The organism is Marasmitruncus massiliensis (assembly GCF_900186535.1).
Taxonomy (GTDB): domain Bacteria; phylum Bacillota; class Clostridia; order Oscillospirales; family Ruminococcaceae; genus Anaerotruncus; species Anaerotruncus massiliensis_A.
The window spans coordinates 959,284-980,133 of the sequence record NZ_FYDE01000005.1 but is presented as its reverse complement, the minus strand read 5'-3'; the positions used below and the strand labels follow the sequence as shown (position 1 = coordinate 980,133).

Sequence of the window (20,850 nt, the reverse complement as noted above, 5' to 3'; positions counted from 1 at the left end):
TTTGTGGGTATGCCCCTGTGTATCAGGCCAGCCGGGATTCCGGCGTGCCCATGTGACTGCCCGGCAATACCGAAGCAGATGATTTTCAAGTTTAAAAGCCATCGGTCAGATGGAATCCATAGAGTCCGGTTTTGGGCGCGGGCGAATCTGTTGATTGCCCGCGCCCGTTTTGTCGCGCGAAAATCCAGATGCTTATTCGCTGTAACGGAATGCGGAAAGCTTATCCGCGTTCTCTTTGGTAATGATAATGCAGTCAACCAGTTGTTTTTCGTCCAAACCGGTCGAGCCTTCCTTTAAATACTTGTCGGCCTGCTCCACAGCCATTTCAGAAATCAAAGCGGCCTGCTGAAGCGCTGTCGCGGTAATCGTGCCGGCCTTGATCTCGTCGCGCACATCGTCGCTCCCGTCAACACCGATAATGGCAATATCTTTGAGCCCGGCGGCCTTGATGGCTGCCGATGCGCCCATCGCCATGGTGTCATTCCCGCAGACGACGCCTTTGATATTGGGATTCGACTGGAGAATGGTTTCCATTTTGGAGTAGGCCTCGGTCTGCTCCCAGTTCGCAGTCTGGGTTGCCACACACTTCATGTCCGTATACTGGTCGATGACTTCGTGGAACGCGCTGGAACGGACACCGGCATTGGTGTCGGATTCCTTGCCGAGCAGTTCGGCATATTCGCCCGCTTCACCCATTGCCTCAACAAATATTTCCGCGGCGCCCTTTGCGCCCTGATAGTTATTCGCTACGATCTGGCTGATCGCAATGCCGGATTCGTTGATTTCACGATCGATGAGGAAGGTCGGAATGTTGTTGTCGCGCGCTTTCTGGACAGCGGCAACGGTTGCGTCCGCGCCCGCATTATCACAGATAATCGCGGCGGCCTTATCGGAAATCGCGGTTTCAAACAGTTCGGACTGTTTGGTCGGGTCGTCGTCATGGGAAACGACCTTTGTTTCATAACCCAGTTCCTTTGCTTTTGCATCGGCAGCTTCGGCCTCGGTTTTAAAGAACGGGTTAGAGTGAGACGGGGTAATGATATAGATGATTTTGGAACCGCCTCCGGTCAGAGCTTCTGCTTTCGGAGCCTCGGAAGACGGTGCTTCGGAAGAAGCCGGCTGAGAAGATTCTGCTTGAGAGGAAACGGGAGCCGCCTGCGAAGCCGGAGCCTCCGCGTTTCCTCCGCAGCCTGACGTCAGGATGCCGAGAGCGGAAACCGCCATCAGAGCCGCTAAAAACCTTTTTGCGCTTTTCATTACTGTTCCTCCTTAATCATTTGAGTAAATCTTGTATGCTTTCGGGTATTTCACCCGCGCTTACCGTTTTTTGTGAGCACCATGTTAACAGCCGCTTTCCAGCCGGCATATTTTTTCCCCCGCACTGTCTCCGGCATTGCCGGGGTATACTGTGTGCGCCGCACGCGCGAAAATAGCGGTTCCCTTTCGTAAATTCCCATTGCCAGCCCCGCCGCAAACGCGGCGCCCATGCCGCTGAGTTCCTCCACATCCGGCACCAGAATCGGGATTTGGAGGATGTCGCTCTGGAACTGCATCAGATAGCCGTCTTTTGTGGGGCCGCCGTCCACGCGCAACGAATCAATCGGGATGCCGGATTCCCTGCTCATGATGTTGACAATATCCGCGATCTGATAGGCGATACATTCCTCCGCCGCTTTTACAAGCTCCGCTTTTCCCGTCAGGCGGGTCATGCCGCAGATTGCCGCTTTCGCGTCGCTGTCCCAATACGGCGCATTTAAACCCGAGAATGCCGGCACAAGATAGGTCTCATCCTCCGGATTCGCCTGAGCCGCGACCGCGCAGGCGTCTTTTGCGGAGGACAGCAGGCCAAGCTCCTGCACCACCCAGCGCATGACGGCTCCGGTATAATTGATGTTGCCTTCCAGTACATAATCGGTTTTGCCTCCTACCCGCCATGCGAGGGACGTCACCACGCCCGCGTCGCTGAATACAGGAGTCCCGCCGATATTCATCATAACAGATGAGCCTGTGCCGTAAGTGGTTTTCATCATCCCGGGAGAAAGCCCTCCCTGCCCGAATAAAGCCCCATGGGAATCCCCCATCATAGCGTGAATGGGAATGGGATTCGGGAACAGCCCCCCGAAATCACTGTATCCGAACAGGCTGTCGGAATCGCATACCTCGGGCAGTGCGGACAGGTCGATACCGAACAGGCCGCACACCTCTTCATCCCAGCACAGACCGGTCAGATTGAACAGCTGCATACGGGAAGCATTGGAGTAGTCGGTTTTAAACTCCCGCCCGCCGGTCAGCCGGTAAAGCAGCCAGCTGTCCACCGTTCCCATGCACAGTTCCCGGCGGCGCATCAGCTCGGATGCCTTTGGAACATTTTGCAGGATCCACGCCAGCTTTGCCGCCGAAAAATAGGGGGAGAGATGCAGGCCGGTATGGTTTTTTACGAGTTGCGCGTGTCCGCCCGCCGCAATCCTTTCGCAGATTTCCGCGCCGCGCGCGCACTGCCAGACAATGGCGTGATAAACCGGCTCCCCGGTTTTCCGGTCCCACGCGACGGCGGTTTCCCGCTGGTTGCTGATGCCCGCTCCGGCAACCCTTTGGGGCGGTAGATCCGCTTTTTTCAATACGGCCTCTGCGGCGGCCAGTGTGTTGTTGTACAACGCCTCGGGGTCATGCTCGACCCAGCCGCGCTCGTCGACCAGCTGCTCATGCGGTACATCTACGCGCGCGGTCAGCGCGCCCGTTTCATCAAACAGCAATCCTTTGGTTCCCTGCGTGCTCTGGTCGATGGCCAGCAGATAGTTCCCGCTCATTTTACCAACTCCGACGCCAGCTTTGCAATACTTTCCGCATTAAGCCCGTAGTAATCGAATACTTCTTTTGAGGTGCCGGTAACAACCGGGGCATCCGGCAAAGCCAGATTCTTTACCACAACTGGGCACTCGCTTGCTGTGATCTGGCTGACCATAGAACCCAGTCCGCCAAAAACGGTGTGTTCTTCCACAGTGATGATCGCCCGGGTTTCTTTCGCCGCCCGGATTACTGCTTCCCGGTCAATCGGTTTTACACAGTACATATCCAGAACCCGCGTGCCGATGCCCTGCTTTTCAAGCAGTTCGGCGGCTTTTTTTGCCGCGCCGACCAGTTCGCCGCAGGCAATGATGGCAATATCCGATCCCTCATGCACCACGGTCGCCCGGTTCAGTTCAAAAGGGGTATTCCCTTCCTCATAAACGTCCTCAACGGCGTTCCTGCCCACACGCAGATAGGCGGGCAGGTCATCCAGCAGGAGCGATTCCATCAAAAGCTCTGTCTGAAACCGGTCGCTCGGCAGATAAACACGCATATTCGGAATCGATGCGATTGCGGCGATATCCTGCGCTGAATGATGTGTCATCCCCAATGCGCCGTAACTGATGCCGCCGCTGATGCCGATGAGCTTCACATTGGTATTGGAATAGGCCACATCCACCTTGACCTGTTCCAGGCTCCTGCTGGAGAGGAAGCAGGCGGGAGAAGCCGCAAAAACTTTCTTTCCGCATCTGGCCAGCCCCGCGCTGACAGACACCAAATCCTGTTCCGCGATGCCAACTTCAATAAACTGTTCCGGATGCGCGTCCGCGAAAGGAGCCAGCGAAGCAGAGCCTCGCGAATCGCTGCAAAGCACCACAATATCCCTGTCGGAATCCGCATGCCGGTTTAAAACTTCACAGATTACCTGCCTGTTTGGAATCCGGTTCATTGCGCGTTCACCATCCTTTCTCCCAGTTCGGCCGCCGCCTTCTGGTATTCCTCCTCTGTCGGAACACGATGGTGCCACCCGGCCTGATTCTCGATAAAGGAGACCCCATATCCCTTTATGGTATCCGCAAGGATGACCGTCGGCTTTCCTTTGCAGGCTTTCGCCTGTTCCACGGCTGCATCCAGCGCCGCGACGTCGTTGCCCGCCGCATGCAGCACATTCCAGCCGAAGGCCGACCACCGCGCGTCAAGATTGTCCTGCGCCATCACCTGTTCGGTTCCCCCAGAAATTTGCAGGCGGTTCCGGTCAACAAACGCCGTGAGGTTCTCCAGATGATAATGCCCGGCGGCCATCGCGCCTTCCCAGACCGAGCCCTCCGCCAGTTCCCCGTCCCCCATCACCGTATAGACGCGGTAGGGCGCGCCATCCATTTTTGCCGCAAGCGCCATGCCCACGGAAAGGGAAAGTCCATGCCCCAGAGAGCCGGAATTCATCTCAATTCCGCTGACCTTATTGTTCGGATGCCCGATGTATTTGGACCCGAACTGCGAATAGGTCAGCAGGTCGGTTTCCGGGAAGAATCCCCGATCGGACAGCACGGCATAGAGCGCCTCAACCGAGTGGCCTTTGCTCAGGATGAATCGGTCGCGGTTCGGGTCACTGACCAGCTCCGGCCCGACATGCATCTGCCGGTAATACAGGGTAACCAGAATGTCCATTACGCTGAAATCGCCGCCGATATGGCCTGTCTTCGTCCGGTAGATCATATCCAGAACGACACGGCGCAGCTCGAACGATTTTGCCGTCAGTTCCTTTGTATTCATGCTGGCTCCTCTCCCCTGATGATCGCTTTTACACGTTCCTCCACAGGGTCATAAAGGTCCGGCTTCACGCCGATATATTTGCAGGCTTCGTACAGTATCGGAACCACATCGCCGTGGATACCGGTGCAGTGGTGGATATAAGGACCACAGACGACCTTATCCTCCAGACGATCGAGATTCTCTACCTCGGCCCATAGGTAGGTTCCCTTGGTATAGGGGCCGTCCACCGCTTTCGCGTTTCCAAGCAGCATCGAATAGTCGCCGTTGTCACCGTCAAAGCGCGCAAGCGTGATATCGCCGTGGCGGCATTCGGCGGAAACAGAGCCGGGGTGTCTGAACGCAAGCGGATAGCCCAGCACCGGCTTTGTTTTCGCCAGCGAAAGGGGCCATGGGCCGCAGTGCTGCAAAAGCTCGGCGTTTTCATTGTCGGGGTGGCGTACCGTCCAGTCGGCAAAGAACGTCCGGTTTTCGCCCATGCCCGCAGCCTGCACCAGCAGCGAGGTGATTGCGCCGTGGATATCCGTTTCGCAGACGACCGGCAGTCCCTCGTCGGTCAGCAGGGAATTGGCGGCGCACGGCATGATTCCCAGAACATCCTGCATGCAGTTCCAGCACTGGACAGCCACCGCGTTGCAGCCGTATTTGTCTGCGAGCGTCTGCATGGCAACCTTCAGGGCCGCCACGGTTTCCAGTTCGTCCGGCTTGATCTGCACATCCATATTGGCAATTATGTATGCAATGGTTTTCTCAACCTCAGTCTTTTGTTCTTTCGCCGCTTTTACCGCATCGGCCAGTTCCGGCATCGGAATCGGAGCAAGCTGGATATTGAATTTCTCCAGCAGTTCCCCCTCGTTGCACATCGTTGTCCAGAAGTCGAACGGGCGGGTGGAAATTTGAAGAATCCGCGTGTGGCGGAATGTCCTGACCACATTGCAGACCGCGAGGAACCGGCGGATGCCGTTTTCAAAAGCGGGATCGGTCAGGCGGCAGTTTTTGAGATAGGTGAACGGGACCTGAAAGCGGCGCAGCACCTTTCCGGTCGCAAAAAGGCCGCACTGGGTATCGCGCAGGCGGATACCGTTTTCATCCGGGCGTTCGTCGCGCGGGCCCCAAAGCAGGACGGGAACGTTCAGTTCCTTCGCAAGGCGGGCAACCACGTACTCCGTTCCAAAGTTGCAGTGCGGGACAAATAATCCGTCCACCTTTTCCGCCTTGAATTTTGCCGCGATTTTCTGCATGTCGGCGTCATTGTAGAGAAGCCCTTCCTCGTTGAACTCCGTGATGTCCGCAAACGAGACACCCAGTTCCCGCAGCCGCTGCCGCGTCAGGTTGCTGTACTTGACAGCATCGGGCGCGCTGAAAATACTTCTGCGCGTGGGGGCAAATCCAAGTTTCAATTGTTCCATCCTTCATTCCTCCAAACGATCAATTGATTGATTCCGGTCAAAAACACTCTCACGTTCCACTAATTGTGTGCAGACCTGGATTTTCGCGCGGGTACGGCTGCCATTTTTTTGGATGATATCCACCAGCCGTCGGACGGCAAGCTGCCCCATCTCCTGTTTAAACACGTGAACGGTGGTAAGCCGCGGGGACGAAACCTCCCCCAAAAGCAGATCGTCAAATCCGATCACGGAAACATCCTCCGGCACACGCACGCCGTTTTCTTTCATCGCGCGCATCGCGCCAAGCGCAATGACATCATTATCAGCGAAAAACGCGGTAGGCAGGCTTACTGCCGTTTTCAGCCATTCCTTCATGTCCTGATAGGCCCCCTCCATTGTGGAAAGCAGAGGGACCGTATCAAGCGGCGCAAGCGTAAGTCCATTTCTGCAAAGCGCCTGGCGAAAGCCGGCGGAGCGGTAGGCAAAGTTTTTAATGCGGAATTTGCCTTTCAGATAGCCGATGCGCTGATGCCCTTTAGAAATCAGGTGCTGCGCGGCCTGCGCAGCCGAATCGGCATTGCTGATCAGTACACTGTCAAACGGAAAACTGTCGCACCAGCCGTCCAGCAGCACCAGCGGGCTTTTCGCATCCTGATACGGCTGATAGTCTTCCTCCACCATTTCCGTCCCAAGCAGCAGCACCCCCGCCGCCGGGTCGCTTAGAATGGAAGCAACCTGTTCCTCATAATTTGCGCTTTCCCGGTCAAGCGTGCAGAATACGGTTTCATAGCCCAGGCCTTTTGCCTCCCGTTCCACACCGTCAATCAAGGCCGGAAAAAAAGGCGTATCGTCGATAATCAGTCCGTTCTTTTTATAAGTCACAAACCGGATTTTTGAAATTTTAGCGCTGTTGATATAGCCAAGTTCCTGTGCAGCCTGAAAGATGCGGGTGGAGGTTTCATTATTGACGCCGCGTTTGTGGTTCAGCGCGTTCGAAACCGTCGCTACGGAATAGCCCGTCATTTCGCTGATTCTTTTCATTCCTGCCTTCACCCGTTCGCCTCCCTTTGGTATTTAGCATTATTATAAAATTTTTATATAAAATTTCAATAGTCAACTTTATATTTTATGCCATTTTTGTTTGAATAAATAAACATTTCCATGATCATTTATGGAAAAATTACATAATATTTTTGAATTTAAGTAATTCAGTTCTTTATTATCTGCTATTTAAGTAAATTGTTTTATATAAAATTTTATATAAAACAATTATTCCGCATAAAACGACAAAGAAAGCAGTCGGTAATTCCAAACTCCCATATATCCCCTTCCTTTTATCATAGGCGCAATCCTACTCTCATACCAATAGAGCAGAGTGATTACACAATCAGGAGCCATCCGAAAGGAGGAACAGCAAAGGAAATGGGGGAACTTTCGCAGCGCGCGGCGATTTATTGCCGGCTAAGCAAGGAGGACACGGATAAGAGCCTGGAATCGGAAAGTATTCAAAATCAGAAAGCGCTGCTAATCAAATATGCAGCCGAAAACGGCTGGGACATCTATAAAATTTTTTGTGACGAAGACTATTCCGGTACCGACCGAACGCGCCCGGCCTTTAATCAGATGATTGCGGAAGCAGAACAGCACCGGTTTGACATCCTGCTGGTCAAGACCCAGTCCCGCTTCACACGCGACATGGAGCTGGTGGAAACCTATCTCCACAACAAGTTTCTGCTGTGGGGAATCCGCTTTGTGGCTGTGCTGGATCATGTGGATACAGAAATCAAAGGAAATAAAAAAGCCCGTCAGATCAACGGGCTCATCAACGAATGGTATTTGGAGGATTTATCGGAAAACATCCGCGCCGTTTTCGGGATGAAACGGAAACAGGGGAAATATATCGGCAGCTTTCCGGTATACGGGTATCAAAAAGACCCCGCCGACCACAACCACTTGCTGGTCGAGAAGCAGTCCGCCGAAGTCGTCCGCGAAATTTTCCGGCTCTATCTGGCGGGATATGGCAAGCAGCGCATCGCCGACCAGCTGAATGAACGGGGGATTCCCAACCCAACCAGATATAAGCAACAAAAAGGGCTGAACTATGTGAACGGTTCTGAAAAAGATTCCCTCGGGCTTTGGAACCGGACAACAGTCGGACGTATCCTGAAAAACAGGATGTACATCGGCGACATGGTACAGGGTAAGCGCAGGAGAATCAGCTATAAATCCAAAGCGTCGCTTTCTGTGCCGAAAGAAGAATGGACAATCGTCCCGGACACCCACGAAGCAGTCATTGACAGAATTACCTTCGAGACCGTCCAGCGGCTTCTCGGCGAGCGCACAAAAAGCAGCGGCTCCGGCACGGTCCATCCGCTGGCCGGTAAAGTTCACTGTATGGACTGCGGCAGTACCATGCTCAAGCTTTCCAACGGGACCGGAAGCAACAGCCGCCGCTATCTCCGGTGCAAACTGTATTCCACGGATCAGAATCGCTGTTCTCACCATATGATACGGCTTGACCTGCTGGAAGCGCAGGTAGCTTCCCTGATTCGGGAATATATTCGCCTGTATTATGTGCCGGACGGGATAGAGAACTTCTTGACGAACGACCGGGCAGAAAAGCAAACGAGTGCTCTGAACAAAGAACTTAAAAACTTGCAGATGGAGGTAGAGCGGCGTTCCAGGGCAATTCATGACCTGTATCTGGATAAATCCTCCGGCATCATTGACGCCGTGCAGTTTATGGCTTTGAACAGGGAATATCTTGAAGAAAAAGGGCGGCTGGAAAGCCGTATGGATGCATTGAACGCCGAGCTGGAGAACCTAGAAAGCAGCAATTATGACCGGCAATCCGTACTTGACCAAATCAACCAATTGCTGAACTTCGATCAGCTGCCCCGGGAACTGGTTGCAGAATTGCTGGATACCATCGCAATCGGGGAACGAAATCACAGTACCGGCGAACAGAATCTGCGGATTCACTGGCTCTTCTGATATGCGTTTGTATTTGCAGCCCACCCCCATGTGATCGATCCCAAATATCCGGGCGCTTTCGAACAGCTCGTGGATTTATCCGGCTGCTGGGACGAACATCTGCTCTATGAACGGCGCAAGGAAATCATGACGCTGGCAGCACGCATCAGCCGGTGCCATGAGCATTGCTGCCGCTTTCTTGCCGCAGCGGGAAGCCTGCTGGGCGATAACTGGAGGATCGCGTTGGACGCAACGGAAATTTCCAAACTGCAAAAGGCGGCGGCGCGCATCGCTTCCGCTGAATTGAAAGGCGGCGGCAACGCCCCAGGCCACGAATCGGTGCGTTTCCTTTCCGCAATTACAAACAAAGGCCCCATCCTCTTTCACGAGACAGCAAATACCCTTTGCAGCCGCATCTACCTGATCGAAGACTCCTACGGCGCCACTTCGCGGCTGATCTTAAACGCACTGCGCAGCCGTGCGCTGGAATCCGGGCTTGACATTATCTCCTGCTATTGCCCGCTTTCTCCATTTGAAAAGCTCGAACACCTGTTTATCCCGTCCCTGCAGCTTGGATTTATGACATCCAATGACTTCCACCATCCGGATGTTGTCCCCTACAAAGTCATCCGTTCCCGCAGGTTTACCGATGAAGAAGCCCTGAGAAAATCCCGCCGCAGGCTGACATTTAACCGAAAGGCAGCACAGCAGCTTTTGAGCGAAGCAGGCTCCCTGCTCGCAGAAGCTTATGAACTGCATAATCAGCTGGAGACTTATTATATCGCCGCCATGGACTTTTCAGCCGTCGATTCTGTCAGCAACAGCCTTCTTGAAAAATACGAACATATTCTGTCAGAATACCCCCTGTGACCTCTCACATATTTCTAAAAATCCCGCGCTGCAAAAGCAGTGCGGGATTTTTATATAGTCTGCCGTTTCTACAGGTTTTCAAGCCTGCGAAGCCATAAATCAGCAACCGCATCGCTCGGCATCCGCCAGTCGCCCCGCGGCGACAGGGAAACCGAACCAACTTTGGGACCGTCCGGCAGGCAGGAGCGTTTAAACTGCTGCTGAAAAAAGCGCCGGTAAAAAATCTTCAGCCAGCTTAAGATTGTTGCTTTCTCATATTCCCCGGCAAACGCGTATTCCGCGAGCCTTAGCACCTTTTCCGGCGGAAACCCCCAGCGGATTCCGTAATACAGGAAAAAGTCATGCAGTTCATAAGGCCCGACAAGATCCTCCGTTTTCTGCTGAATTTCCCCCTCACTGGGCGGAAGCAGTTCGGGGCTGACCGGTGTGTCCAGAATATCAGCCAGCACCTTTTCCAGCGCGCCGCCAAGCCGCTGCGCCTCAAAGGCCACCAGGTGGCGCACCAGTGTTTTAGGGATGGAGGCGTTCACGCCGTACATGGACATATGGTCACCGTTATAAGTAGCCCAACCAAGCGCCAATTCGGAAAGGTCACCGGTTCCCACCACAATGCCGCCGGTCCGATTGGCAAGATCCATCAGCACCTGTGTGCGCTCCCTCGCCTGTGAATTTTCAAAGGTGACGTCGGTTTGGTTCTCCGGATGGCCAATGTCCTTGAAATGCTGCCGCACAGCCGCCGTGATGTCCACATGCATCAGCGTAACGCCGAGCAGTTCGGAAAGCCGCTCGGCGTTCCCTTTCGTGCGGGCTGTCGTACCGAAACACGGCATCGTCACCGCCACCACATCGGTGCGCGGGCGGCCGAGCAGATCCGCGGCGCGCACCGCCACCAGCAGGGCAAGCGCGGAATCCAGCCCTCCCGAAATTCCGACCACGGCGGTTTTCGCATGGGAATGTGCCAGGCGTTTTTTCAGCCCCATCGACTGGATGGAGAGGATATCCCAGCAGCAGCTGCGCCGCGCCTCAGGGTCCGCCGGGATAAACGGCTTGGCGGATATCGGCCGCGTCAGCGTTGTTTCCCGCAGAGGCATGGAGAATTCGATATGCAGGTATCCCTTGTCGTTCACTTCCGGATAGGTTGTCATCCGATGGCGCTCCCCTGTAAGCCGTTTGACATCAATTTCGCTTACAGTAAGCGCATTGGATACAAACCGTTCGCTTTCCGCCAGCAGCGTGCCGTTTTCCACAATCAGGTTGTGCGCGGCAAACACCATGTCGGTGGTGGACTCCCCTTCGCCCGCGTCGGCATAGACATAACCGCAGACAAGGCGGGCCGACTGCCCGACTGCAAGGCTTCTCCGGTAGGCGTCTTTACCGATCGTTTCGTCGCTCGCGGAAAGGTTGGCTATGATCGTTGCGCCCGCAACCGCGTGGGCAACCGACGGCGGGCTGACCGACCACAGGTCTTCACAGACCTCCACCGCCAGAATAAATTCCGGCAGTTCGGCGCAGGAAAACAGCAGCCTGGAAGAAAACGGAACCGCGTCGTCCCCATAGGCGTTATAATAGTCGTACTGATCCGGCGCGGGGCTAAACCAGCGCCTCTCGTAAAATTCCCCGTAATTGGGCAGATGGGTTTTCGGAACCAGCCCCAGAATCTCCCCGTGGTAAACGACCGCGGCACAGTTGAAAAGCTTGCCGCGCAGCTCGATCGGAAGCCCTGCCACCACCAGCATATCCAGCTTTGCGGAAGCCTTGCGGACCGAGTCCAGCGCCTCCCGTGCACCGTCCAGCAGCGCAGGTTGAAAAAACAGATCGCCGCAGGTATACCCGGTCAGTCCAAGCTCCGGCAAAACCAGCAGCCGTACGCCCAGTTTCTGCGCCTCTTTCATCATATTAATCGTTGAAGCGGCATTAAACGCGCAGTCTGCCACCCTGATTTCAGGCGTTCCCGCCGCGACTTTCACAAATCCATCCCGCATGGGTCTCTCCCTCCCATTTCATCTTTCCTGAAATACAAAAATCACGCGCCGCCGTACGTAAACAGCCGGATTGATCAGGCCATTCGCACATTTTGGCAGTTGTGAAACATTGACAGTATCAAATCGTCCAGCTATGATAAGGGCATAGAACCATCTTGCAGGCCCCAATTCTTTTTCAGCGCCTCTTATCCCGGGCCTTGGCGGGTTTTCGGGATTTTTTAACTGGTTTTTTCACCGAATAGCCAAAAGTCCCGATCCGTTTCCCCAGTTCAAAGTATTCCCCGTGTGCATAGGCGGCCAAACCGCAGTTTCCCAAATGAAGCCGGCCGGCCGCGTCGACCAGCGACGGGTCCACATTTACGGCAACGATCCTCGCAAGGAACATGTCATGCGTCCCTAAAGCGGTGACGGACTCCACCCTGCATTCAATCGAAAGCGGGCTTTCTGCGATCATGGGCGCTGCAACCTGCGACGCCTGCTCAGCCGTCAGGCCGCATGCGGAAAATTTATCCGTGTCACGGCCCGAGCGTACCCCGCAAAAATCAGCGGCACGCACAAGGCTGACGGTTGTCAGATTGATGACAAACTCGCCTGACTCTTTAATCAGCGCATAGGAGTACCTTTCGGGGCGGACAGAGATATAGGTCATGGCGGGGTTGGTGTTCACAATGCCTGTCCAGCCGACTGTAAAGACATTGGGACGTTCCATTGTACCGCAGGAAACAAGCGCGGGCGGAACAGGCGCAAGCAGCGTACCCGGTTTCCAGACTAATTTTGACATGTTACCCCTCCGTTTTTTACTGTCAGATTAGTATATCACTTTTTTTGCCATAGGCGCAATCATTTGCCTATGTTTTCTGCACATATTAAAAGATAGGGAGAAAAATCCATATACAATCCGGATAAAATAAATAAATTTAACTTGATGGATAGAAATGAGGTGGACTATGAAACTGATCACTGCCGCGCTTGCTGCGTGCCTGCTCCTTTTTGCGGGATGCAATACACAGCCGGATAACGGAATATCCGTCCTTTCTCAGCCTCAAAAACCGGTCCCAGCCGCTGCTGATAGCAGCGAAGAAGCCGTAACAGCCACCCTGATACAGGACTACGTACGTATTTACGAGGGCTACTGCGGCGGAGCCGCGTTCAGCGCCGGCAAGCCGAATCCGGATATCCTGCGCAATTTTGCGTTCGGCTGGGCAAAAGAAAACCGTCTGCTGGACGCCTGCGCCGTTTACAGCGGCTCCGATGTGGTGAGCTATGTGCTCCCCACGAAAGACGCTGCGGCACTGTATGAAGCCTGTTTCGGCAAGAACCGCGCGGCAACGGAGGGGCTGTCCGACCTTCGTTTCAGCGCGGACTACACACAGCAGTTCAATTTGCCGGACCTGACATTATCCAGCCTGGAAAAGACTGAGGATGGAGGATGGAGGCTGGTCGTGAACCGCAGTGTCGCGGGGCGGGAACTCTATCCCGGCGAATATGTTTTCGCCCCTGCCGTTCCTCCCGAAAAGGGCGCCGGCACTTTTTTAAAGGCGAAATCCCAGGACTCTCTCTGGAGGATAATTTCTGTACGGAATCTGCCTTTGCCGGAAAGGGGCAACAAAGGCCAGGTGGTAAAAATCCGATCCGCGCAGGAACTGACCGAGCTGGCCAAGCTGATAAATTCGGGAGACAGGGATTACCAGGATAATGTTTATCTGCTGGATGCCGATCTTGATCTGTCGGGAATCCTGATGTCCCCCATCGGTTCCTATGCGTCCGACGATCCCAGGGACCCCGCGCCCAAAGGGTTCTGCACCACGTTTGACGGGCAGGGGCATACCATCCGCAACTTAACGGCAAAGGGGAACGGACTGTTTGCGGGCGTCGGCAGCAACGGTTTTATTGCCAACCTGAATCTGGAATCCGTGAAGGTTGAGGCCGGCAAAGATTCTAAACAGCCCTGCGGCGGCATTGCCGGCTGGGTAGCCGGAGGCTGGATCAGTAAATGCAGGGTTTCCGGCGAAATCAGCGGTTCGGAGGCCACCGGAGGTATTGCCGGGTTGGTCAGCGGCGGGGTTTTGCAGGCATGCCGCGCGGACGTCACCGTCACCGGGGGCGGTATTGTCGGCGGGCTCTGCGGCGTGGTTGACGGTCCGGCCAGCATGCTGACCGACTGCACTATCACCGGAACGGTCTCCGGGAACTCTTTTTGCACCGCCGCCGGCGGATTTGCGGGCAAGCTGGTGCAGGGCACGATCGACCGCGGAATCGCCTCGGTAAAAGTGGATAATTCGGCGCAGAGCAGCTATACCGGAAGCTTTGTCGGAGTTCTGGGCCAACCCGGCGAAAGCCTCGCAGGCCGTCTTGTGGGCTGTTTTTACGATATTGAAGCAGCCGGAGACCTTCCCGCCGCCGGGCTTGCGGAAAAGCAGCCGGACAGCGCGGCCCTGATTGGCATGACGACACAGCAGCTGATACGCATGGGCGCTTTTTAATCAATATACAGCAAAACAATCAAAAAGGACGCCGGCCGGCGTCCTTTTTTCTTTACAGTTCCACAGTAACCACGGCACCCTGCCCGTGCGTGCGTTTCAGGTCAATAATGCGCTGGTTTTCACTGCCGCGGTAACGCAGCAGCAGATTTCTTTGTTCGAGCAGAAACTTTCCGTCGATGAGATAATCGGATAAATCCAGCAGCGCATGCACATCGGGGCTGTCCATCCCGTTCAGTTCCTCGTAGGTATAACCGCTGTAAACAATCAGATTCAGCCCCAGTTTTTTCACTTCTGTCCCCAGCTCCACAAGAGGCTCCGGCTGGCAAAACGGCTCCCCGCCGGAAAAAGTGACCCCGGACAGCAGCGGGTTCTTTTGAATCTCCGCCAGCAATGTGTCCGTTTCACAGAGATAGCCGCCCGTAAAGTCGTGCGACTGGGGATTATGGCAGCCTTTGCAGTGGTGCGGGCATCCCTGCACAAATACGACAAACCGGAAACCGGGCCCATCTACAATGGATTCCCGGACCACTCCCGCAATCCGGATGGCAGACATCAACAATTCCTCCAAAGAAAAGGGCGGCCCGCAGGCCGCCCTTCCCGCATATTCTTATAACTGCTCCAAGCCGGTGCCCACACCGTGCTTCACACGGTCATGCTCTTCGGAGCGCTTTGCATTGTTCCAGCGGTCAACCGTACCCACAAGATAACCGGTAATCCTGCGGATCCTCTCGAATTTTACACCTTCGCCTATCATCTGTCCTGTTTTGTTGCCCACTTTGCAGCCCTCCATTGTCTTGTTTCCCGATACCGGGGTCGTCTATTCCTTCGGCATCTATGGCGACGCCGATTGATCGCTTATTAAGCATAAATCATCGGATGCAAAAAGTCAACTGCAAAATCACAATCTTTAGTGGATTTTTTTACTCGCAATACCATATCTTGTGACAAACAGCCATTTTACAGGTGCAGTTTCTTCTTCAGTTCCGCACGCATGTTGCGCCCCTGAAAGGAGAGCAGCGCCGTTAAAAAGACAGCGCTTGCCGCTACACACAGAATAGACGGGTACCGGACGCGCACAATACCGATAAGCAGAAACAGAATGGGAAGAATCCCGAACAGCGTGCCAATCATGAGGTAGATCAGATAGTCCTTCACCTGAATCCGCAATATTTTTGCAATCACCGTCATGGAAAGCAGCGCAAACACGCACAGGCTCGGGATGGCATAGTCCACCGACCAGCCAGACCAATTCTTCCCTGCCAGCAGATCCCAAAAAACCGAGAAGACGGACAGGAGCACCACCTCCCACAGGATGGTTTTCGGAATATTATGGCGTTTGCGCAGTGCCGTTGCAATGCCGAGCCACATAAATGCGATTCCGGCCGCGACAAACAGCGACCATATCCGTCCCACCGGGAACAATGCATTCACTGTAAAGCATACCACAGCCGCCGTCACCGAAAGGAACACCAGTGCTCTCAGAAGCAGACCGCTCCGGCTGTACCACTGGGGCAAAACGGGGAATGCTTCATTTTCCGGTTCACCGCTTCCGGTAAGACTGCCCTGACAGAGCGGACAGCGTTTTCTGCTGCCCGCAACCTGTACTCTGCATTTATCGCAAAACTGCAAAAAAACACCTCATTCCTCATCCAAAGGGTTGCTGACAATTTTCATATCAATCCCCATACCTGTCAGCGTCCGGAAAAACCGTTTTATGATATCTGTATCCGCAAATACAGAACTGAAGCTCAGCACCAGCCGGTCCTGATAGGAGCACATACACATCTGCAGCCGGTCGGTGCTTGTAAAAACGTCAAACTGCCGGATATACTCCCGCATGGGCGGCGGCATATCCACTTTTCCGATATTGGAAATCGACGCGGTGATCGCCCTTCTGGCCATACGGTTGGCCGCGGCCATTCCCATATCTTTGAAAACAAGAGGTACCAGCCGCGCGAAAACGTTGTGCTCCAGCGCGGCAAGGTCATCCATCCGGCGCCCTAAACGCTCGGTGGTCAGCTCCTGCGCAAACACGCGGCCGATTTGCCCCACCACCTCGCCCAGCGTTTTCCCGTCACTGGCAAAACAATGCCCAACGCGGATAATGCTGAAAAAATTGCGCGCCGATTCGGACGAAAAATATTTGCGCAGGTTCACCGGCACCATCAGCACGACGCGTTCGCGTTCGCGACGCAGCGGCATTTCGTCATGGATGGCGCACAGCAGGACGGCGGACAGGAATACCGTCATCGTTGCATGATAGCTGTGCGCCGCGTTCAACACCGCACGGGCGGACATTACGCCCTCAATCACACGCATCTGCCCCGTCGGCAGGCGCATCCCGCGAATCTGGTAGGCGGGCGGCATCTTCTCCATTTTCACGCGCTGTTTTCCGGAATAATATTTCTGAAAGCTGTCCGCCTTACGCTGTGTCATAGACGCGTCATAGTCCATCGGCGGCAGCCCGTCTGGAAAATCACCCGCATAGCGGATCGAAAGATAGTGGTAAACCAGCATCCTTAGAAACTGCATGGCACCCGTACCATCGGTTATGGCATGATGGACTTCCAAACTGATGCGCCGGCGATAGTAGGTGACGCGAAAGAGCAAATCCCTGCGGTCACCGTCATAAAGCGGGCTGCAGGGCATCTTGTTTTCGGTATGAACCGCCGGTTCCAGCGTGCTTGCCTCAAGATAGTACCAGAACAGGCCCTTGCGCAGCACCGACCTGAAAATCGGGAACATTTCAACTGTCTGTTCCAGCGCCGCCTGCAAAGGTTCCGGTTCCACCTCTTCAAACAGCTCGCAGGCAAACCGGAATACCTTGCTGTCCCGCTTGCTGCTGGCAGGCGGAAAAATTTTAGCCGCATTGTCCAGCCTGTTCCATTCAGCGGCTTTTTTATTTCCCACTAAGCGTCCACCCCATTCAGAAAACGGTTGATATATTCATACGTGCGCTTCACATGCATAAAGTGCGGCGGCAGTGCAAAAAATCCATGCAGGGCGTCCGCGATGCGATAGACTTCAACTTCGTTGCCCGCCTCCGCCAGACGCCGCCCGTAAGCCTCCCCCTCATCCCGCAGCGGGTCGTACTGCGCGGTGATAATCAAGGTTCGGGGCTGATGTTCGAACGACTGCGCCAAAAGCGGCGCAAAATACGGATTCGTCCGGTCTTCCGGGCCGCTCTGATAAAGCTCCATATAATCGCAGATACGCTTTGCGGTCAGAAGATAGCCGGTTCCATTTTCCTGCACGGACCGGAACGGCGATCGTTCGGAATGGTCGAAGTAAGTTGCCGGATAAATCAGAATCTGCGCGGATGGCAGAAATCTCCCCTTGTCGCGCGCCATTAAAGAAACTGCGGCGGCCAGGTTGGCACCCGCGCTGTCACCGATCAGAACGATCTGCTCCCACTGCATTCCAAACAGTGACGAGCAGGCGTATACTTCCTCAGCAACCGCATAGCAGTCCTCCAGCGCCGCCGGGAACCGGTGCTCGGGCGCCAGCCGGTAGTCCGCCGAGATCACCAGCCGCCCGGTAATCCGTGCCATATCGGCGCAGACGCGGGTGTAGCTGTCAATATTGCCGGTTACCCAGCCGCCGCCGTGAAAAAATACAAGCATTCCGGCAGGGCAGCCGTTCGGTGCAAACAGGCGTACAGGAATATCATACCCATCTCGGGACACCTGATGATCCCACGTTTTATAAAACGGCAGCTTGGGCGAAGTGATATTTTTGACCTGCCGCAGCGACTGATAATTTTTTTTGACGTTAAGGTCGGGATAGGACAGCGCTTTTAACGCGGCCCGCATCGCCTTATTGATCGCCAACCGGTTCACATCCCTTCCCGAAAGTATCTGTCCCAGTATATCATATTTTGGACCAAGTAAATAGAAGTTAGCCGCTTTTTATGAAAATCATTCACACATTGACAGCGGCCGTCCTGCGGGGTATCATAAAAGCAGGAAATCCGGTCAATTTTATCAGGAGGTGTATGCTGTGGTTCTGACCGTCCATATCGACAACCGTATTCTTTCGCTTGCCGCGTACGACGGCGAAAAACAGGCCATCTATGCTTCCATTGGAACCGACCCTCTTGCAACGGCAGACCAGCTTGCCGCGGCGATGCACACAGTTCTTTCTTTTCGCGGAATTGACACGGACGTCATTGAAGGCGCCGTGATCTCCTCCGTAGTGCCGTCCCTCACCCGCACCGCGCAGTGCGCGGCCGGGCAGCTGGCGGCGGGAAAGGTACTGGTAGTCGGCGCGGGCATGCGGACAGGGCTGAACCTCCGCGTGGACAGCGCGGGCACGGTAGGCTCGGATTTTATCGCCACAGCCATCGGGGCGCTGCATGAATTTGCACCGCCGCTGATCGTGATCAATCTGGCGGGCGCCACCACTTTCTCCGCGATTGACAAAGACGGCGTGCTGATCGGCCGCTCGATTTTGCCGGGCGTGGAAAGCGCACTGGAGCATTTATGCCAGAGCTCCGCCCAGCTCCCGCTGGTTTCCTTCGATTCGCACGCGCCGCTGATCGGGCGCGGAACGGTGGATGCGATCAAATCCGGCGCACTGTACGGCGCCATTTCCATGCTGGACGGCATGACCGCGCGTTACATAGCCGAGCTTGGGGAAAGCGCGTCTGTCGCCGCGACCGGCGAAATCGCCGGGGTGCTTGCACCTCTCTGCAGCCATACGGTTCTGTACCGCCCCCGCCTGCTGCATGACGGGCTGCGGCTCCTGTATCAAAAAAACCGGTAGTTTCCAAATAAGCGTTACATCCCGTTCTGCGGGAGTGACAGCAGGAGGAATTCTTTGTGAAAAACCAATCAGAAACCCGCTACCTCGCACAGGTCGCCCTCATGGCGGCTATCGTGGCTCTCGTCGCGTTTGTGCCGTTTTTGGGGTATATCCCTCTGGTGGTAATTAAAGCCACAACGGTGCATATCCCGGTGATTATCGGCGCGATTCTTCTGGGGCCGAAAGCCGGCGGTATCCTCGGCGCGGTATTCGGCATCACCAGCATCATCAAAAACACCATGGAGCCTTCCCTGGTATCGTTTGTTTTTTCTCCCCTGATCGCCGTTCCCGGAACCGGCTCGGGCAGCTTTAAAGCGCTGATCATTGCGCTCGTGCCCCGGATTCTGATCGGTGTGGTGACAGGGCTGATCTTCCGAGCCTTGGTCCATGCCGAGGCCGGGGCCGCGAAAGTCCGCATTGCGGCCGCGATTGCCGCGTTTGCCGGTTCCGCCGTCAATACAGGTTTGGTAATGGGCGGGATTTACGTTTTGTTCGGGCAGGAATATGCCGCCGCAAAACAGATCGCATTTGAAAGCTTTTCAAAATTCATTCTGACTGTCGTATTTACCAACGGGCTTGCCGAGGCGTTTGTCGCAGTTGTAATCGGCGCCGCGATTGTACCGCCGCTGCGCAGGTTCTTTCAGTCCAATCAATAGATCAAAATCCGGTGCGGCCCAGCCGCACCGGATTTTCTTTTCTTTAAATAAACAGCCGGACAGCCTGTTCCGCAAGGAATACCGCGGCTGTGGAGCCCAGAGCCACCGTCAGGAGTCCTTTTCCGGAGTAGGCCAGGATCAGGGCGGCGGCCAGCCCGATGAGCGCGGACACGATCCCCGACGTCGCGTAGAGGATATCGGGGATCGTCATGGCCGCCAGCACCGCGTAGGGGACATATTCGAGCAGCGATTTTACAAAGCGATTTTGTATTTTGCGCTTCATAAAAACCAGAGGGAGCATACGCGGTATGTAAGTAACCAGAGCCATCACAAAAACAGCCGTCAAAATATAAGGCAGATTCATTGCGCATCCTCCTCTCCCGCTTCACCGACAGGATAGCGCAGGGCGGAATAGCCGGCGGCCGCCATGGCGCACAAGATGATTACCCATCCGCTTGAAATTCGGTTCAGCAACGGCGTGTAGCGAAAGATACAGCTCATGACCGCCGCAATGACGATGGTGATTGCCACCGGGCGCACCTTTCTGGCCGGGGGAATGATGATCGCGAGAAACATTCCGTAAATTGCCACACCGAGCGCGCTGCGCAGTGCCGCCGGCAGCAGGCTTGTAGCGGTCGCGCCTGTCAGGGTGCCCAGCGCCCAGCCCCAGTAGGGGGCAAAAATCAGGCCCGCAAGATAGGGTGCTGTCAGCAGCCCCGGCTGCTGAACGCCCACCGCGAATACTTCATCCGTAATGCCGAACGAAAGCAGGAGCCGCTGGCCGGCAGACATTGCGGGGTCGGCTTTCTGAGCAAGGGAAAGGGACATCAGCATATAGCGGATATTGATAACAAAGGTCGTGACGGCGATTTCCACAAACGCTCCTCCCGAAAGGATCAGCGCCGTTCCCGCAAACTGCCCGGCCGAGGTCAGGTTGGTCATGGAAATCAGCAGCGATATCCAATACGGCAGTCCGTTTTCAGCCGTCATCATGCCAAACGTAAAGGAAACCGAAAGATATCCCAGACAGATCGGGATTCCGTCCTTCAGGCCTTTCAAAAATGCCTGTTTTTTCTCCAATTGCAAAGACTCCCACTGTTTTAAACTTGCGTCACACAACGCAAGCATTATAGCACAA

At 54.9% G+C, this 20,850-nt stretch carries 19 protein-coding genes and 1 pseudogene; 5 read left to right on the top strand and 15 right to left on the bottom strand.

The genetic code is table 11. The features are described from left to right. Positions 1-192: 192 nt before the first annotated feature. The 6 genes from C1A10_RS12750 to C1A10_RS12725 are packed head-to-tail and all read right to left on the bottom strand — an operon-like array spanning position 193 to position 6,998. On the bottom strand, positions 193-1,257 hold the full coding sequence (locus tag C1A10_RS12750) for a D-ribose ABC transporter substrate-binding protein (RefSeq protein ID WP_101910621.1): 1,065 nt from the start codon (positions 1,255-1,257) through the stop codon (positions 193-195). A gap of 50 nt (positions 1,258-1,307) precedes the next feature. After that, positions 1,308-2,807 carry an FGGY-family carbohydrate kinase gene (locus C1A10_RS12745; RefSeq protein ID WP_101910620.1) on the bottom strand — a complete coding sequence of 500 codons (1,500 nt, stop codon included), beginning with the start codon at positions 2,805-2,807 and terminating at the stop codon, positions 1,308-1,310. Beyond that, a complete protein-coding gene (locus C1A10_RS12740; RefSeq protein WP_101910619.1) occupies positions 2,804-3,736 on the bottom strand; it encodes a transketolase family protein in 933 nt (310 codons plus the stop codon). The genes C1A10_RS12745 and C1A10_RS12740 overlap by 4 nt, the downstream gene beginning before the upstream one ends. Then, a complete protein-coding gene (locus tag C1A10_RS12735; protein ID WP_101910618.1) occupies positions 3,733-4,560 on the bottom strand; it encodes a transketolase in 828 nt (275 codons plus the stop codon). Before C1A10_RS12735 ends, C1A10_RS12740 begins: the two co-directional genes overlap by 4 nt. Then, a complete protein-coding gene (locus C1A10_RS12730; RefSeq protein WP_101910617.1) occupies positions 4,557-5,966 on the bottom strand; it encodes an L-fucose/L-arabinose isomerase family protein in 1,410 nt (469 codons plus the stop codon). The genes C1A10_RS12735 and C1A10_RS12730 overlap by 4 nt, the downstream gene beginning before the upstream one ends. Before the next feature lie 3 nt (positions 5,967-5,969). Beyond that, positions 5,970-6,998 (bottom strand): LacI family DNA-binding transcriptional regulator, encoded by a 1,029-nt coding sequence (locus C1A10_RS12725; RefSeq protein WP_101910616.1) that lies wholly within the window; start codon positions 6,996-6,998, stop codon positions 5,970-5,972. Positions 6,999-7,367: 369 nt separating this feature from the next. On the opposite strand from C1A10_RS12725, the gene C1A10_RS12720 reads away from it, so the two are divergent. Further along, positions 7,368-8,939 carry a recombinase family protein gene (locus C1A10_RS12720; protein WP_101910615.1) on the top strand — a complete coding sequence of 524 codons (1,572 nt, stop codon included), beginning with the start codon at positions 7,368-7,370 and terminating at the stop codon, positions 8,937-8,939. Positions 8,940-8,969: 30 nt separating this feature from the next. Continuing rightward, positions 8,970-9,788 carry a hypothetical protein gene (locus C1A10_RS12715; protein ID WP_101910614.1) on the top strand — a complete coding sequence of 273 codons (819 nt, stop codon included), beginning with the start codon at positions 8,970-8,972 and terminating at the stop codon, positions 9,786-9,788. A gap of 68 nt (positions 9,789-9,856) precedes the next feature. Here the strand turns inward: C1A10_RS12715 and C1A10_RS12710 are convergent, their stop codons facing one another. Then, positions 9,857-11,770: an NAD(+) synthase gene (locus C1A10_RS12710; protein ID WP_101910613.1), complete on the bottom strand. Its 1,914-nt coding sequence runs from the start codon at positions 11,768-11,770 to the stop codon at positions 9,857-9,859. 175 nt (positions 11,771-11,945) lie between these two features. Then, positions 11,946-12,551: a flavin reductase family protein gene (locus tag C1A10_RS12705; protein ID WP_101910612.1), complete on the bottom strand. Its 606-nt coding sequence runs from the start codon at positions 12,549-12,551 to the stop codon at positions 11,946-11,948. 166 nt (positions 12,552-12,717) lie between these two features. Between C1A10_RS12705 and C1A10_RS12700 the strand changes: the two genes are divergently transcribed. Further along, complete coding sequence (locus C1A10_RS12700) at positions 12,718-14,253, top strand: hypothetical protein (protein ID WP_101910611.1); 1,536 nt, start codon at positions 12,718-12,720, stop codon at positions 14,251-14,253. Between the two features lie 52 nt (positions 14,254-14,305). Here the strand turns inward: C1A10_RS12700 and nrdG are convergent, their stop codons facing one another. The 5 genes and pseudogenes from nrdG to C1A10_RS12675 form a co-directional block, all read right to left on the bottom strand. Continuing rightward, positions 14,306-14,806 carry an anaerobic ribonucleoside-triphosphate reductase activating protein gene (gene nrdG / locus C1A10_RS12695; RefSeq protein WP_101910610.1) on the bottom strand — a complete coding sequence of 167 codons (501 nt, stop codon included), beginning with the start codon at positions 14,804-14,806 and terminating at the stop codon, positions 14,306-14,308. A 54-nt stretch (positions 14,807-14,860) separates the two neighbouring features. Next, positions 14,861-14,998: pseudogene (gene nrdD, locus C1A10_RS12690) on the bottom strand (anaerobic ribonucleoside-triphosphate reductase); the annotation flags it as partial. Between the two features lie 212 nt (positions 14,999-15,210). Beyond that, the gene (locus C1A10_RS12685) at positions 15,211-15,882 is read right to left on the bottom strand and encodes a DUF6320 domain-containing protein (RefSeq protein WP_101910608.1); all 672 of its coding nucleotides are present in this window, start codon (positions 15,880-15,882) and stop codon (positions 15,211-15,213) included. Between the two features lie 9 nt (positions 15,883-15,891). Beyond that, complete coding sequence (locus C1A10_RS12680; protein WP_101910607.1) at positions 15,892-17,163, bottom strand: condensation domain-containing protein; 1,272 nt, start codon at positions 17,161-17,163, stop codon at positions 15,892-15,894. After that, positions 17,163-18,083 carry an alpha/beta hydrolase gene (locus C1A10_RS12675; RefSeq protein WP_242968927.1) on the bottom strand — a complete coding sequence of 307 codons (921 nt, stop codon included), beginning with the start codon at positions 18,081-18,083 and terminating at the stop codon, positions 17,163-17,165. Before C1A10_RS12675 ends, C1A10_RS12680 begins: the two co-directional genes overlap by 1 nt. Positions 18,084-18,252: 169 nt before the next feature. On the opposite strand from C1A10_RS12675, the gene C1A10_RS12670 reads away from it, so the two are divergent. Beyond that, entirely contained in the window at positions 18,253-19,017 is a 765-nt protein-coding gene (locus tag C1A10_RS12670) for a type III pantothenate kinase (protein ID WP_180951131.1), read from the top strand. Between the two features lie 56 nt (positions 19,018-19,073). Beyond that, positions 19,074-19,712, top strand: a complete 639-nt coding sequence (locus tag C1A10_RS12665) for an ECF transporter S component (protein ID WP_101910605.1) — start codon at positions 19,074-19,076, stop codon at positions 19,710-19,712. A 43-nt stretch (positions 19,713-19,755) separates the two neighbouring features. Here the strand turns inward: C1A10_RS12665 and C1A10_RS12660 are convergent, their stop codons facing one another. Continuing rightward, a complete protein-coding gene (locus C1A10_RS12660; protein ID WP_101910604.1) occupies positions 19,756-20,076 on the bottom strand; it encodes an AzlD domain-containing protein in 321 nt (106 codons plus the stop codon). After that, entirely contained in the window at positions 20,073-20,798 is a 726-nt protein-coding gene (locus tag C1A10_RS12655) for an AzlC family ABC transporter permease (protein ID WP_101911659.1), read from the bottom strand. Before C1A10_RS12655 ends, C1A10_RS12660 begins: the two co-directional genes overlap by 4 nt. Positions 20,799-20,850 lie beyond the last annotated feature (52 nt).